The sequence below is a fragment of the Sulfitobacter sp. EE-36 genome, assembly GCF_000152605.1.
Lineage (GTDB): Bacteria > Pseudomonadota > Alphaproteobacteria > Rhodobacterales > Rhodobacteraceae > Sulfitobacter > Sulfitobacter pontiacus.
Genome location: NZ_CH959310.1, coordinates 860,023 through 874,364, shown reverse-complemented (window position 1 = coordinate 874,364; position 14,342 = coordinate 860,023). Strand labels below are relative to the sequence as shown.

The following is a 14,342-nucleotide window of genomic DNA, read 5'->3' as shown; positions in this document are numbered from 1 at the left end:
CCAAGGTTACTTGGGCGCGGTGGTGCGCCGCAAGGCGAAAGCGGGGCGTCAGGCGTCTTGTGGCGGTTTCTCGGCTTCGGGGTTTTCAATCTCTGCCACCGGCTTTTTCGGCTGGTGAAACCGGATCAGCGTGGCCCCGTCCACGATGGGGGAAAACAGGCAGGTTAGCTCTGTTCCATTGGCAAGATACAGCGGCATGCTCCACTTCATGCGATCTTCGCGGTTAGTGACGAAATCCTCTATCTCTTGCCACAGCAGATTGGGGGCGGACCGGCGGTGCCAGCCCTGAATGGCGTCGTGGATAGAGATATCGGCGAAGGTCATGTCGGGATCGACACCCCAAAGGTTATTATACGCGGTGTTAGAGAAGGTCAGGATACCCGACGACGAAAAGACGACGATGGCATCGTCCAGCGTATCAAGCATCGCCTGCCCCTGTTCCAGTTCTGCCCTGAAGGTGCGGGTCAGGCTGACCTGGGCGCTGATATCTTCTATCAAAAAGGCCGTGGCCCCGTCGGGGTGCGGCCGACCCTTGACCCGAAAAGTCTGCCCTGACTCAAGCGACCATATCTCTTCATAGCGGCCATCATGGGCGGCGCTGATCAGCTCGGACACGGTGGTGCGCCAGGTGGCATAATCCTTGGGCTCGGGGATTTTGCGCGCCTCGCGCAGCTTGTCGAAGAAGGTCTGAATCGCGGGACGGGCGCTCAGGAACTGCGCCCCCAATCCGGTCAGGTCGATTAACGCCGGGTTAAACAGCACCAGCTGGCTTTTGCGGTCGAATATCGCGAGCCCGATGGACAGCTGCGCAAAGGTCTTGGTCAAGGTTTGCACGAAATTGCGCTGCGCCTCTTCGGCGCGGACCAATGTGGTGATGCAGGTCGCCTCATAGCAGTTGATGCTACGCGATTGGCTGTGGGTGACCGCGTACCAGTCTTTCACCCCCGTGGTCCGGTCGCGCAAGGACAGACGGTGGGTCGCGTTGCTGAAATCGCTGGGAAACAGCCGCTGGGTTTCAATCGCCTGACCGGGGTGACAGGCGTTAAACAACTCGTGATAGGCATCGTTATACCAAAGCAGCCGGTTTGCATGGTCCGTATGCCAAAGCGGCACCGACACGGTAGAGCGTAGCCGCGTCAGCGTGACCTCTGCCTCTGACCGCAGATCGACGCCCATATCATTGGGGTCCAGCACAACCACGCGGCACAGGTGCTTTTCCCAGGTGATGCGGATCAGCGTGTGAATCTTGGGGTCGGTGGCCGGGACGATTAACTGGCCTTCAGGTGTAGAAGGGGGTTTGTCGGGGAACATCGCAAAGCGACCTGACACGTTGTGATGCAAGTCGGACCATTCGTGAAACCCCGCCTCTAGCGGGCAAAACTGCGCTGTCGTGCCAGAGGCGTGCTGCAATACCCCGTGGTCAAAAAGATAGGACAGCTCGGGCTCCCCCCGCGGATCGGCCTTGTCGGCGGTCTCTGCGTTATCGAGCCAGAGATAGGCGATATAGCCACTCGAAAGAATGGCAAAAATCACGAGCGCAATGTCGAAGGTGGAAGCCACGGCGGGACTCAATTCTTTAGGGTTCCACTCAGTTAAGCGCCCAAATAGTTAACAGTTTATTAACCGCCGCGTGAACCGACGTGTGACTGGCCGCGGAAAATCGCCGAGATCGTCTTTGGTGGCCCCCACGCCGCTGCCGCAGGGATCACGTGAAGCGCGTGTTCTCTCCGGTGGGCAGGGGCGTTTCGCCGTGATGCGCATCCAGCTTTTCGCGGGGCCATGTGACCTTGACCACCGCACCGACAGGGGTGTCCGTCTTGGGGGCGCTGTCCGGCCCATTGGCAAAGCGAAGCTCCGCACCCGAGCGTTCAAGCAAGGTCTTGGCGATGAACAGCCCCAGCCCCATGCCTTCGTATTCGGGGCGCCGCGCGTTGCTGCGGTCCGAGGGGCGCCGCCGCATGAAGGGGTCACCGATGCGGCCAAGGATATGCGGAGGAAAGCCCGTACCATCGTCAAATATCCGGACCGAGATCACCGTGTCAGACCAGTTCGCCTCTACCCAGACCGTTGTGGCGGCGAAATCCACCGCGTTCTGCATCAGGTTGCGCAGCCCGTGGATAACCTCTGGCCGGCGCAGGATCGCGGGCTGGTCGGCGGCGTCTCCGGCATCTGGTCCGAGGGTAAAGGTAAACGTCTTGCCGCGCATCCGGTGCGGTTCGGCGGCTTCTTCAAGCACCGTCATCAAGGGGGCTTGGCGCAGATGCAGATCGTCTTTGCCCGCCCGCCCCATGTCGCGCAGAATATCGCGGCAGCGGTCGGCCTGATCGCGGATCAACGCGGCATCTTCGGCCAGATCGGGCTGGTCTTGCAGTTCATTCCACAGCTCGCTGCTGGCCAGTTTGATCGTGGCAAGGGGCGTGCCCAGTTCATGTGCGGCAGCGGCAACCACGCCGCCAAGGTCGGTCAGCTTCTGTTCGCGCGCCAGCGCCATCTGGGTGGCGGCCAAGGCGTCTGCCATCGAATGGATCTCGGTGGTGACGCGGCGGGAATAGGCGGTAGAAAACACAATCGCGATCACCAGCGCGATCCAGATGCCGAAGATAAAGATGCCCGGCAGCTCAAGCCGGCCCCCGTTCTGGGTGATCAAGGGCAGGTGAAACAGCGCCAGCCCCGTCGCCAGCCCAATGGCTGTGCCACAAAGTACGATGGTCGACCGCAGGCTAAGCGCCGTGGCAGAGATGGTCACCGGCCCCAGCAACAGCAGCGAAAACGGATTATGCAGCCCGCCCGTCAGGAACAGCAGAAAGGCCAGCTGCACCAGATCGAACAGCACCATCAGCAGGTTTTCATACTCAGACAGACGCTTGTTTTCGGGAAACACCAGAATGGCGATCAGATTACCGATCACCGACACGCCAATCGCGAAATAGCACAGCCCCAGTTCCAGCTGCAGGCCAAAGATGCGTTGCGCGACGGTGATCGCCGTCAGCTGCCCCGCAATCGCCACCCACCGCAGCACGATCATCGTGCGCAGACGGATCCAGTTGGCGCGCGCGCCCTTGCCCAGGCCTCTACCCACGGGAATGTTAGCGGCCTGCGTCATCGGCGCACCTTTTCAAAATGTCGGTTACGTTGATAAAGGGAAAGCGTAGGTCTGTGTCCGACCGGGATCAAGAGCGCCTAACCGCGCAGGAGAATGAATATGAGAAGAGTGTTGGCAATTGGCGCGGTGTTGGTCGTGCTGGCGTTTCTGGCGGTATCCCTGATGCTGGTATACCGGACCGATGGCGACAGCGACAAATACGCGCAGTGCAAGAACTCTGCCGTAGCCGGTGGTGCCGAATTGGGCGGGCCGTTCGAACTGGTGAATGCCCAAGGCCAGACCGTGACGGACGCGGATGTGATCACCGAACCCAGCCTCGTTTACTTTGGCTATACCTTTTGTCCGGACGTCTGCCCGCTGGATGTGGACCGGAACGCCCGCGCTGTGGATGAGCTGGAGGCGCGTGGTATGTCCGTGACGCCGGTGTTCATTTCCGTCGATCCTGCCCGCGATACCCCTGAAGTTGTTGGAGATTTTGCCGCCAACATGCACCCCAAGATGATCGGTCTGACCGGATCGCCCGCACAGGTCAAAGCGGCAAGCGATGCCTATCGCACCTATTACAAGGCGCATGAGGATGAAGGCGAAGACTACCTCGTGGACCATTCGACCTTTAGCTATCTGGTGATGCCGGGCGAAGGTTTCGTCGATTTCTTCCGCCGCGATGTCCCGCCAGAGCAGCTGGCCGACAAGGTCGCCTGCTTTGTGGAACATCAGTAAAAATTTGACCAAGCTAGGCCACCGCCACATATCTGGATAAAGTCCCGGTACAACATTCAACCAGCGGAGCATGATATGGTTCAGGAAAATGCGCTTGATCTCGGCGAGGATCGGTCCCTCCTTCTGGTGGATGATGACGAACCGTTTCTGCGACGCCTTGCCAAGGCGATGGAGAAGCGCGGCTTCGAGGTTGAAACCGCCGGTTCCGTCGCCGCCGGTGTGGCCATCGCGACCGCGCGGCCCGCGGCCTATGCGGTGGTCGATCTGCGGTTGCAGGACGGCAACGGGCTGGATGTGGTCGAGGTGCTGCGCGACAAACGCCCCGATGCGCGGGTTGTGGTGCTGACCGGCTACGGTGCCATCGCCACCGCCGTCGCCGCGGTCAAAATCGGTGCGACGGATTATCTGTCAAAACCCGCTGATGCCAATGACATCGTGAACGCGCTGCTGGCCACGGGCGATGACATGCCGCCGCCTCCGGAAAATCCCATGAGCGCGGATCGTGTGCGGTGGGAACATATCCAGCGTGTCTACGAGCTTTGCGATAGAAACGTGTCAGAAACGGCGCGGCGGCTGAACATGCACCGCCGGACCTTGCAGCGCATCCTGGCAAAACGGTCCCCGCAGTAACGCGCTACACGTCGTAGCGTTTGCTGATCTTGTCCACGACCTGACCCGAGGCAAGCAAGACCCCTTCGTCATAGTGCCAGTCGCGAAACCCGCGACTTTGGTAATAGGTCAGCCCGCCGTGGTTGTCGGCGCGGATCGTGGCGTTGATCCAGACATAGCCCAGCCGTGCCGCTGCCTGCGCGGTGGCATCAAACAGCGCCGACCCGATGCCCAGACCGGTACGACCAACCTGCACAAAGCTCGCGATGTCGCAGGCCTCGGGTGGCAGATCGGGGTGCGGGCTGATCCACTGGAACCCCACGACGTTCTCCTGATCGTCCAGCGCCACATGCCACGCACTTTGATCGGCGTTGCTGGCCATCCATTCGGTCAGATCCTTGCCGGTGACAGGGCGGGTCATCGCGGTGGTGCCCCCGATGGTGATGATCTCGTTCAGCAGTTGCGCCATATTGCCGGCATCCAGCGCGATTGGCGGGCGGACCTTGACCATCACAGCGCGCCCAGCAAATCCAGATGCCGCGCGGTGAAGTCATTGCGCGTGTCCACCGGCGGGCGCAGCACGATTGACAGCCCCTCCATCAGATCGGGGTTGGGCCGGCCAAAGAACTTGGACGCCTCTGTCTCCGAAAAGCCGGCGATCTGCGTCGCCTCCATCCAGGCGCTGACCTTATCGGCGCGCTTGATCTGCTGCTTGACCGATTTCGGCAGCGCCGCAGGCAGGCCAAAGCGGATATGGATCGCGGACATCAACCGGTCATCCAGCGCACCATATTCCGGCCCGACCGCCGCCTTCACCGGAGAGATCATATCGCCGATCACATATTCCGGCGCATCATGCAGAAGCGCGGCCAACCGCCACTTTGGCGGGGCCTTGGGGTTCATCCGGCCATAAATCGTTTCGACCAGCAGCGAATGTTCGGCCACGGAATAGGCAAAATCCCCTCGCGTTTGCCCGTTCCACCGCGCGACAAAGGCCAGCCCGTGGGCGATATCCTCGATCTCTATATCGACCGGCGTCGGGTCCAGCAGGTCAAGCCTGCGGCCGGATAACATACGTTGCCATGCACGGGATTGCTGCGCCATTCTATTGCTCTGCCTTTGACACGTGGAACATTTGCGGGTTTCGCCGTGTTCTTCCCACGAAGGAGACGATCATGAAACCTGTTATTTCTGCTCTCACACTCGCACTTGGCCTCGGGACCGTGGCCGCACCCGCAATGGCAAGCGATGTCTGCATGCCCGCACAAGAGCTGAAGGCGTCGCTGGTGGATTGGTACGGCGAAACGCCGGTCGAAGGACAGGACGACGGCGCGGTCCAGATCTGGGCCTCGGATGACACAGGCACATGGTCTGCTGTAAAGACCCTGTCGAACGGGATGGCCTGCGTCACCGCGCAGGGCGCAAACTGGATGGCGGGGATGACCACGGACGAGATGATCGTCGCCTCGGCAGAGTAACCGTTTCGTGTGACGCTTGACCGCCACCGTTGAGATCACCGCATCAAAGTGCTACGGCCCTTTTCAAATATACGATACATAGCCGATCTTTTGAAAAGGGATGCCCCGATGGCCAACGATTACATCGTTAAAGACATTAGCCTTGCCGCCTATGGCCGCAAGGAACTTGATATCGCAGAAACCGAAATGCCCGGTCTGATGGCCTTGCGCGCGGAATACGGCGACAGCAAACCGCTGTCCGGTTCGCGCATCGTCGGCTCGCTGCACATGACGATCCAGACCGCCGTGCTGATCGAAACTCTTGTCGCATTGGGGGCCGATGTCCGTTGGGCGTCGTGCAACATCTTCTCGACCCAGGATCACGCGGCGGCGGCGATTGCCGAAGGCGGCACGCCTGTTTTCGCGATCAAGGGGCAGTCGCTGGAAGAGCATTGGGATTACCTGGATAAATCCTTCCAGTTCCCCGACGGCCCGAACCTGATCCTTGATGATGGCGGCGATGCGACGCTGTACATCCTGCTGGGCGCCCGTGCCGAAGCGGGCGAAGATGTGATCCCCGTGCCGTCGTCGGAAGAAGAAGTCGCGATCAAGGCGCAGATCCAAAAGCGGATGGAGCAATCCCCCGGCTGGTTCACCAAGATGCGCGACCAGATCAAGGGCGTGTCCGAGGAAACCACCACAGGTGTCCACCGTCTGTATGATCTGGTGAAGCAAGGCCAGCTGCCCTTCCCCGCGATCAACGTCAACGACAGCGTCACCAAGTCCAAGTTCGACAATAAATACGGCTGCCGTGAATCGCTGGTCGACGGTATCCGCCGCGCGACAGACGTGATGATGGCCGGTAAGGTCGCTGTTGTCTGTGGCTATGGCGACGTTGGCAAAGGCTCTGCTGCATCGCTGGCCGGTGCCGGTGCCCGCGTGAAAGTGACCGAAGCCGACCCGATCTGCGCGCTGCAAGCGGCGATGGACGGGTTCGAGGTTGTCCTGCTGGAAGACGTGCTGGACACCGCCGACATCTTCATCACCACCACCGGCAACAAGGACGTGATCCGCATCGAGCATATGCGCGAGATGAAGGACATGGCGATCGTTGGCAACATCGGCCACTTTGACAATGAAATCCAGGTTGCCGCGCTGAAGAACCACAAGTGGACCAACATCAAGGAACAGGTGGACATGATCGAGATGCCTTCGGGCAACCGTCTGATCCTGCTGTCCGAAGGGCGTCTGCTGAACCTCGGCAACGCCACCGGTCACCCGTCCTTCGTCATGTCCGCGTCTTTCACCAACCAGGTGTTGGCGCAGATCGAACTGTGGGAAAACACCGGCAAATACGAGAACAAGGTCTATATCCTGCCCAAGCATCTGGACGAGAAAGTCGCCCGTTTGCACCTTGATCGTATCGGCGTGAAACTGACCCAGCTGAGCAGCGAACAAGCCGCTTATATCGGCGTCACACCCGAAGGCCCGTTCAAGCCGGAACACTACCGCTACTAAGCCGGTACGTACCGTCTGACAAAACGCCGCCTTGCAGGGATGCAGGGCGGCGTTTTTCGTGGGTCAGGTGCCAAGCGCGAAACGTTCGACCTCGTGAAAACGTCCCTGCGCATCCTCGCCACATAGGGTCAGACTATCGATGGTGAAGGGGGCAGGGGTCTCCGACCCTAAATAGCGGTGCAGAGCCGTTTTTACGGGGTCGATCTGATCGGGCGCAAGCGGCCCGGTGAGGGTGATGTGAAAGCGGAAATACTCCATAATATGGGGGTATCCGTAGGTTTTGAGGTAAATCCGCTGCTGTTCGGTCAGATAGGGGGCGTTCTTGCGCGTGAACTCCGCCTCTGACAGCGGCGCGCGGAAGGCGTCCAGCACCACATTGGCAGAGGCCGCAAGACTGCCAAGCGCGGTCGTGTCGCCCTGCGGCACCAGCGCCAGAAACCGCCCGATCTGCGACAGCGCCAGCCCGTCCAACTGTACCCGCGCTTGCCCTTCGCAAAAGGCGGCGAGGCCATCGGTCAGCTGTGCCGCGTTGGTTGCATCTGCCAGAAAGAACGGCGCCTTGACCGTTCCGTGTAGCCCGTATTTGCGCGGTCGTTGGGTCAGCTTGGCAATATCAAGCCCCGCGATATCGGGATGTGCCACAGCTTCGCCCGCCTGCACATCCCAGCCCAACCAGGCCGCGCCCCGCCGGGCGAAATCCCCCGGCGGCGGCGTATAGTAAATGGCGTAGCGTTTGAACATCTTGGGCCCCCTTATCGGTCAGCCTAGACCCCTAGCAGCGCCATGTAACAGCTTAAAGATAGCGGTTAACCAGATTTTCCAGCGCTTCCTGACGGCCCGAGGCGGGCTGCGGGTTCAGCGCGTCGGCTTTGACCTGCGCGTTGATCGTCTCCAGATCGCTGCTCAGCAAGCCTTGGCCGCGTTCAGAGCCCCAACCCGCATAGCGCGCGTCACGCGCCGCTTCGAGCTTGCCATCCTCCAGCATCGCGGCGGCGGCTTTCAGGCCCTTGGCACAGACATCCATCGCACCGACATGGGCCAAAATCAGATCCTCGGCGTCCAGCGACTGGCGGCGCAGTTTGGCGTCAAAGTTGGTGCCGCCGGTGGTGAAACCGCCCGCTTTCAACACTTCGTAATAGGCCAGCGCGACTTCGGGGACGGAATTGGGGAACTGGTCGGTGTCCCAGCCTGACTGGTAATCGTTGCGGTTCATGTCGATCGACCCGAAAATCCCAAGCGCCGAGGCCATCGCCAGTTCGTGTTCGAACGAATGCCCAGCAAGAATGGCGTGACCCTGTTCGATGTTCACCTTCACCTCGTTCTCAAGCCCGTAATCCTTGAGGAAACCATAGACGGTGGCCACGTCGTAATCATACTGGTGTTTGGTCGGTTCCTGCGGTTTAGGCTCGATCAGGATGGTGCCTTTGAAGCCGATCTTGCGGGCGTATTCGACGGACATCTGCAAGAAACGCCCCGCCTGTTCGCGTTCGCGTTTCAGGTCGGTGTTCAGCAGCGTTTCATAGCCTTCGCGCCCGCCCCACAGCACATAATTCTCGCCGCCCAGCTTGTGGGTGACGTCGATACATTCCTTCACCGTCGCGGCGGCATAGGCAAAAATATCGGGGTCGGGGTTGGTGGCAGCACCCGACATATAGCGGCGGTTGGAAAACAGGTTGGCCGTGCCCCACAGCAGCTTGGTGCCCGTCTGCTCCATCTTCTCGCCAAAGTAATCGGTGATCTCGTGCAGCCGCGCGGTGCTTTCGGCAAAGGTATCGCCCTCGGGACGGACATCGGCGTCGTGGAAGCAGAAATACGGCTGACCGAGGATCTTGAACATATCAAACGCGGTGTCAGCCTTGGCGCGGGCGGCGTCCATCGTGGTGTCGAACCACGGGCGCAGGAAGGTCTGGCCGCCAAAAGGGTCGCCGCCTTCCCATGCAAAACTGTGCCAATAGGCGACGGCAAAGCGCAGATGCTCTGCCATCGTCTTGCCCATCAGCATCTCGTCGGGATTATAGCTGCGATAGGCGAAATCATGGTCCGCTTGCGGGTCGTAAGAGATCGTCGGGAAGCCGTCGAAAAAGCTGGTCATGGGGATGGTCCTTCTTGTCTTAGCGCAAATGTTTTACGGCGCTATACGTGTCTGAATATCGGGCGTGGGCCTCTGAAAAGGCATCTACCAGGGCCGGAACAGGCTCTATCACGCGGGAAATGGGTGGCGGCACGGCGATCTCGGCCCCGGCACCGGTGGCGGCCATACGACCCAAGCGCGCAGCCCCAAGGGCACCGCCAAAGTCACCCGCGGCGGGCAGCTGGATCGGCATGTTCAGCGACGTGGCGATGGCCGACAGCCAGTAGTCGGATTTAGACCCGCCGCCGACGGCGATCAGGCTGTCGATGTGGGTGCCGGTGTGCCGCATCGCGTCGAAACTGTCGCGTAGGGCGTGGGTGACCCCCTCCAGCACCGCGCGGGTCATGGCGGCGCGGTCGGTGTTATGGGCCAGATGCAGGAAACCGCCCCGGATATTGGCGTCGTTATGGGGCGTCCGCTCGCCGCCCAGATAGGGCATAAAGATCGTGCGGCCGGGGGCCTGTAGCGCGCCCAGATCAGAGGTGAGCGTCCGCGCGTCCTCGTTCAACACACCGGCCAGCCAATTCAGCGAATCCGTGGCCGAAAGGATCACCCCCATCTGGTGCCACAGGTCCGGCAGCGCGTGGCAAAAGCTGTGCAGCGCGCTTTCAGGTGCAGCGGCATAGCCCGGCGTCGCGGCAAACAGCACGCCCGAGGTACCAAGCGAGACGAACGCCTGACCCGGTTTCACCACACCCATCCCGATGGCCGAGGCAGCATTATCGCCGCCGCCCCCCGCAACGGGGATCCCCGCAGGTAGACCCAGTTGCGCAGCGATAGAGCCGCTTAGGTGCCCTGACACCTGCGATCCTTCGACCAGTGATGGCATCTGTTCCCGCGTGAGGCCGGACCTTTCCAGCAAAGCGTCGGACCAGTCGCGCGCGCCGGTATCTAGCCAGCTTGTGCCTGCGGCATCGGACATCTCTGACACCGCGTCGCCGGTCAGCCAGAAGCGCAGCGCGTCCTTGGGCAGCAGCACCTTGGCGATCCGCGCGAATATATCGGGCTCATGGTCGCGCACCCATTCCACTTTGGGCGCGGTGAAACCGGGGAACACGATGTTGCCCGTGACCGCACGCCAGAGGGGGTCAGCATCCATCGCGGCGGCTTGCGCTGCGGCGCGGGTGTCGTTCCACAGCATGCAGGGGCGCAGCGGCGTGCCCGCACCATCCAGCAGGGTCGCGCCATGCATATGCCCGCTGAGCCCGATACCCTGCACGGCGGCCAGATCAACCCCCAGCCCCGCAATCGCATCGGCGCAGGCGGTGAACCAATCGCGCGGGTCCTGTTCGACCCAGCCATCGTGGGGGCGCGACACCTGCAAGGGTGCCACGCTTTCCGCGATGATGTTTTCGGCGTCGTCCACCAGCAGGGCTTTCAGCCCAGAGGTGCCCAGATCAAGCCCCAGAAACATGGTTTTCCCCTTTGTCAGCGCCTATGCGGCGTCGCGCGCCTTGCCCATGATGATCATGCTCAGGATGTCATCCTCGGTCACGTCGCCGACCTTTTCGGTGCCGATCAACGCGCCGTTTTTCATCACCGACACACGGTCGCACAGCTCCAGCATCTCGCGGGTGTCGTGGCTGATCAGGAAGATGCCAAGCCCCTGGGCCTTCAGCTCTTTGATCAGATCGGCAACCATCTTGCTTTCATGCACCCCAAGGGCGGCGGTCGGTTCGTCCATGATCAGGATCTTGGCGTTGAAATAGACCGCGCGGGCAATCGCAACCGATTGCCGCTGACCGCCCGAAAGCGCCGAGACAGGCTCGCTTATCTTCTTAAAGTTTGGGTTGAGCCGCGCCATGATCTTGCGGGTCTCTGCCTCCATCCGCGCGTCATCCACGAGGCCGAACTTATTGGTCAGTTCGCGCCCCAGAAACAGGTTGCTGGGCGCATCAAGGTTATCGGCCAGCGCCAGTGTCTGGTAGATGGTCTCGATGTTGTGGCGGCGGGCGTCACGGGGCGAATGGATGCTGGCTTTCTTGCCCTCGATCCAGATTTCGCCCTCGTCCATCTGATAGGCACCGGCAAGGATCTTGATCAGCGTGGATTTCCCCGCGCCATTGTGCCCCAACAGGCCGACGACCTCGCCCGGATACAGGTCCAGCGACACGTTATCGACGGCACGCACCCCCCCGAAGGACAGCGAGATGTTCTTGAGCTCTACAAGCGGTGTCATGATTTCCCTCCCATACGGCGGCGATAGACGATGTCGATCCAGACGGCGAAGACAAGAACCGCACCGACGACGATGTTTTGCAGCGGTGCGTCAACGCCCACCATAGCCATGCCCGATTGCAGCGATTGCATGATCAAGGCACCCAGAATGGCCCCGTGGATCGTCCCTATACCACCCGCCAGAGCCGTGCCGCCAATGACAGCCGCCGCGATGACACGCAGTTCGTCCAAAGTGCCGATGTCGTTCGAGTGGTTGGTCAAACGGGCAGAGGCGACAACCGCGGATAGCGCCACCAAGGCCCCCATCAGGGCAAAGACCTTGACCGTCAGCAGACGGGTGTTGATGCCCGACAGCTCTGCCGCGTCGGGGTTGCCGCCCGTGGCAAAGATATAGCGCCCCAGCCGCGTGCGTTTGGCCATCACGGTCATGCCAATCGCCAGCGCGATCAGCAGCAACACCGAATAGGGGATGCCGTAAGACGCGGTATAGCCTTCGGGCATCACATCGCCACGGGCCTTGAACTCGCGCATCAGACGCGCGGTCGGAACCTCGTAGGCGTTCAGGATGGCGACAAAGCCCAGAATGCCCACTGCGATGATCAGACCGACCAGCACCTCGGCCCAAACCGGTTTCACGTGAAACCCGTGGTTGACCTTGTTGCGCCGTGACGACCACAGTGCCCAAAGCGCCAGAACCACGGCGATCAGCCCGACGACCCAGGACCATGTCTCGCCCAGGGTCCCGTTGATTCCGCCGAACTTGCGGAAGGTTTCATCCAGTGGCCCGATGGTCTGACCGTCAGTCATATACCACGCCACGTTGCGCCAGATCAGCAGCCCGCCAAGGGTCACGATGAAGGCAGGGATCGTGAGGAACCCGATCAGCCAGCCCTGAAACGCGCCGATGATGGTGCCAAACAGCAGGCCGACGACGATGGCGATCCAGGGGATCATCGGGTGCCCCAGCCCCATGCCCAGCATACGCGGCAGGATATCGGTCTGGGTCATCGCCATCGCGGCAGAGCAGGTGGCCAGCATCGCGCCGACCGACAGGTCGATGTGACGGGTCACGATCACGAAGACCATACCGGTCGCCATAATGGCAACGCTGACCGTCTGGATCGTGAGGTTGAAAATATTGCGCGGCGTCAGAAAGCGCCCGTCGGTCAGCACGTTGAACACGAGGCAGACCAGAATGAACGCACCGATCATCCCTAACAGACGGGTATCGATTTCGAGCTGGCTAAGAAAAGAGCGCTTGGGCGCTGTCGGCGACGGATGTACATCTGCCCCGGTTTCGGTGGTCGTATCTGTCATGTGATTGGCTTCCGGATTGGGTCGCAATGTCAATCAGCGGGGCCGCAAAGCGCGGCAGCCGGGCTGAAGCAAACGGGTGGCACACCCCGCATCAGGGGCGGGGTGTGCGTTTTGGTCTTAGTTACAGGCCGCGACGTCTGTCACGCCTTGGCACAGGGCTTCTTTCGAAATCCAGCCGGCGTCCAGAACCGCGTTCAGGTTGTCGATGGTGACAGGCACGGGGGCCAGAAACTTGGCCGACAGGGCTGTACCCGCAGGGGATGTCCATTCCTGCGCGCCGTCCACGTCTGCCATCTCGGTGCCGCCGGCAAGGGCAACAGCGATTTCGGCAGCGTTCTTGCCCAGATCACGGGCGTCTTTCCAGACACTGACGGTCTGCGTGCCCTTGGCAACACGGTTCAGCGCCGCGTGGTCGCCGTCTTGGCCGGATACGGGCGTGCCTTCCATGCCTTGCGCGGTCAGCGCGGCAACGGCGCCGCCTGCTGTCCCGTCGTTAGACGCAACAACCGCATCAACGTTATTGTCTTGCGCGGTCAGGATCTGCTCCATGTTGCGCTGTGCGTTGGCGGGCAGCCAGCCGTCGGTATAGGCTTCGGCAACGATGGTGATATCGCCTGCATCAATCGCGGATTGCAGCACTTCTTGCTGGCCGCCGCGCAGGAAGTCGGCGTTCGGATCGGTGGGCGAGCCCTTGATCATCACATAGTTGCCCTTTGGCATCGCTTCGAACACGGCACGCGCTTGCATACGGCCCACCTCGACGTTGTCGAAGGTCAGGTAAAAGGCGCGGGGGTCTTCGATCAGGCGGTCATAGCCCACAACCGGAATACCTTCGTCCGCGGCTGCGGTGATTGCGGGGCCGATGGCCTGGCTGTCTTGGGCAAGGATGATCAGCGCATCAACGCCTTGGGCGATCAGGCTTTCCACATCCGACAACTGCTTGGCCGACGACGATTGCGCATCGGCGCTGACATATTTCGCACCGGCAGCGTCCAGCGCGGCCTTGATCGCGGCCTCGTCTGTTTTCCAGCGCTCTTCTTGGAAGTTCGACCAGCTCACGCCGACGGTGATATCCTCGGCTACTGCGGTCTGAGTGAAGCCAGCAGTGGCGACGGCCGCTGCCATAAAGAGTTTACGCATTTCTTTCCTCCCAGATGAAATGATCCGATGTCCTTGGTGGCATCGGTGACGTCGTAGTATGAGGTTGCGCACTTTAATTCAGTTGTCAAAATAAATTTTACATTATGACACAAAGAATTTGACACAGATCGGCAAAACACGGCTTATTTCCTGTGGGAGACAGAGGGAT

General features: G+C 60.9%; 14 protein-coding genes. 4 read left to right on the top strand and 10 right to left on the bottom strand.

What is annotated here, in order from left to right; all coding sequences use genetic code 11:
- Positions 1-48: 48 nt before the first annotated feature.
- Both EE36_RS06810 and regB read right to left on the bottom strand, forming a co-directional pair.
- The gene (locus EE36_RS06810) at positions 49-1,560 is read right to left on the bottom strand and encodes a PAS-domain containing protein (protein ID WP_005850725.1); all 1,512 of its coding nucleotides are present in this window, start codon (positions 1,558-1,560) and stop codon (positions 49-51) included.
- A gap of 145 nt (positions 1,561-1,705) precedes the next feature.
- Positions 1,706-3,103 carry a sensor histidine kinase RegB gene (gene regB / locus EE36_RS06805; RefSeq protein WP_005850723.1) on the bottom strand — a complete coding sequence of 466 codons (1,398 nt, stop codon included), beginning with the start codon at positions 3,101-3,103 and terminating at the stop codon, positions 1,706-1,708.
- 99 nt (positions 3,104-3,202) lie between these two features.
- On the opposite strand from regB, the gene EE36_RS06800 reads away from it, so the two are divergent.
- Positions 3,203-3,823: an SCO family protein gene (locus EE36_RS06800; RefSeq protein WP_181358622.1), complete on the top strand. Its 621-nt coding sequence runs from the start codon at positions 3,203-3,205 to the stop codon at positions 3,821-3,823.
- 75 nt (positions 3,824-3,898) lie between these two features.
- Complete coding sequence (locus EE36_RS06795) at positions 3,899-4,453, top strand: ActR/PrrA/RegA family redox response regulator transcription factor (RefSeq protein WP_005850719.1); 555 nt, start codon at positions 3,899-3,901, stop codon at positions 4,451-4,453.
- Positions 4,454-4,457: 4 nt separating this feature from the next.
- Here EE36_RS06795 and EE36_RS06790 read toward each other — a convergent pair whose 3' ends face one another.
- Positions 4,458-4,943, bottom strand: coding sequence for a GNAT family N-acetyltransferase (locus EE36_RS06790; RefSeq protein WP_005850718.1), 486 nt, complete (start codon positions 4,941-4,943; stop codon positions 4,458-4,460).
- Positions 4,943-5,536, bottom strand: a complete 594-nt coding sequence (locus tag EE36_RS06785) for an HD domain-containing protein (RefSeq protein WP_005850716.1) — start codon at positions 5,534-5,536, stop codon at positions 4,943-4,945. Before EE36_RS06785 ends, EE36_RS06790 begins: the two co-directional genes overlap by 1 nt.
- 71 nt (positions 5,537-5,607) lie before the next feature.
- Here EE36_RS06785 and EE36_RS06780 point away from each other — a divergent pair, with 71 nt between their 5' ends.
- A complete protein-coding gene (locus EE36_RS06780; protein WP_005850714.1) occupies positions 5,608-5,910 on the top strand; it encodes a hypothetical protein in 303 nt (100 codons plus the stop codon).
- Positions 5,911-6,018: 108 nt separating this feature from the next.
- Positions 6,019-7,407, top strand: a complete 1,389-nt coding sequence (gene ahcY / locus EE36_RS06775; protein ID WP_005850713.1) for an adenosylhomocysteinase — start codon at positions 6,019-6,021, stop codon at positions 7,405-7,407.
- A 63-nt stretch (positions 7,408-7,470) separates the two neighbouring features.
- On the opposite strand, the gene EE36_RS06770 is transcribed toward ahcY, so the two are convergent.
- The 6 genes from EE36_RS06770 to xylF all read right to left on the bottom strand — a co-directional run bounded on the left by EE36_RS06770 (position 7,471) and on the right by xylF (position 14,173).
- Complete coding sequence (locus tag EE36_RS06770) at positions 7,471-8,148, bottom strand: DUF1045 domain-containing protein (protein ID WP_005850711.1); 678 nt, start codon at positions 8,146-8,148, stop codon at positions 7,471-7,473.
- A 52-nt stretch (positions 8,149-8,200) separates the two neighbouring features.
- Positions 8,201-9,499 carry a xylose isomerase gene (gene xylA, locus EE36_RS06765; RefSeq protein ID WP_005850709.1) on the bottom strand — a complete coding sequence of 433 codons (1,299 nt, stop codon included), beginning with the start codon at positions 9,497-9,499 and terminating at the stop codon, positions 8,201-8,203.
- A 19-nt stretch (positions 9,500-9,518) separates the two neighbouring features.
- Positions 9,519-10,952 carry a xylulokinase gene (gene xylB / locus EE36_RS06760; protein WP_005850707.1) on the bottom strand — a complete coding sequence of 478 codons (1,434 nt, stop codon included), beginning with the start codon at positions 10,950-10,952 and terminating at the stop codon, positions 9,519-9,521.
- Between the two features lie 21 nt (positions 10,953-10,973).
- Positions 10,974-11,717: an ATP-binding cassette domain-containing protein gene (locus EE36_RS06755; protein WP_005850705.1), complete on the bottom strand. Its 744-nt coding sequence runs from the start codon at positions 11,715-11,717 to the stop codon at positions 10,974-10,976.
- Positions 11,714-13,033 carry a sugar ABC transporter permease gene (locus EE36_RS06750; protein WP_005850703.1) on the bottom strand — a complete coding sequence of 440 codons (1,320 nt, stop codon included), beginning with the start codon at positions 13,031-13,033 and terminating at the stop codon, positions 11,714-11,716. The genes EE36_RS06755 and EE36_RS06750 overlap by 4 nt, the downstream gene beginning before the upstream one ends.
- A 117-nt stretch (positions 13,034-13,150) precedes the next feature.
- Positions 13,151-14,173, bottom strand: coding sequence for a D-xylose ABC transporter substrate-binding protein (xylF, locus tag EE36_RS06745; RefSeq protein ID WP_039911704.1), 1,023 nt, complete (start codon positions 14,171-14,173; stop codon positions 13,151-13,153).
- Positions 14,174-14,342 lie beyond the last annotated feature (169 nt).

Coding starts and splice junctions, on each gene's coding strand:
- regB (WP_005850723.1), bottom strand. CDS start 3,103: ATGACGCAGGCCGCTAACATTCCCGTGGGTAGAGGCCTGGGCAAGGGC.
- EE36_RS06755 (WP_005850705.1), bottom strand. CDS start 11,717: ATGACACCGCTTGTAGAGCTCAAGAACATCTCGCTGTCCTTCGGGGGG.
- xylA (WP_005850709.1), bottom strand. CDS start 9,499: ATGACCAGCTTTTTCGACGGCTTCCCGACGATCTCTTACGACCCGCAA.
- EE36_RS06790 (WP_005850718.1), bottom strand. CDS start 4,943: ATGGTCAAGGTCCGCCCGCCAATCGCGCTGGATGCCGGCAATATGGCG.
- EE36_RS06795 (WP_005850719.1), top strand. CDS start 3,899: ATGGTTCAGGAAAATGCGCTTGATCTCGGCGAGGATCGGTCCCTCCTT.
- EE36_RS06785 (WP_005850716.1), bottom strand. CDS start 5,536: ATGGCGCAGCAATCCCGTGCATGGCAACGTATGTTATCCGGCCGCAGG.
- EE36_RS06800 (WP_181358622.1), top strand. CDS start 3,203: ATGAGAAGAGTGTTGGCAATTGGCGCGGTGTTGGTCGTGCTGGCGTTT.
- EE36_RS06770 (WP_005850711.1), bottom strand. CDS start 8,148: ATGTTCAAACGCTACGCCATTTACTATACGCCGCCGCCGGGGGATTTC.
- ahcY (WP_005850713.1), top strand. CDS start 6,019: ATGGCCAACGATTACATCGTTAAAGACATTAGCCTTGCCGCCTATGGC.
- xylF (WP_039911704.1), bottom strand. CDS start 14,173: ATGCGTAAACTCTTTATGGCAGCGGCCGTCGCCACTGCTGGCTTCACT.
- xylB (WP_005850707.1), bottom strand. CDS start 10,952: ATGTTTCTGGGGCTTGATCTGGGCACCTCTGGGCTGAAAGCCCTGCTG.
- EE36_RS06750 (WP_005850703.1), bottom strand. CDS start 13,033: ATGACAGATACGACCACCGAAACCGGGGCAGATGTACATCCGTCGCCG.
- EE36_RS06780 (WP_005850714.1), top strand. CDS start 5,608: ATGAAACCTGTTATTTCTGCTCTCACACTCGCACTTGGCCTCGGGACC.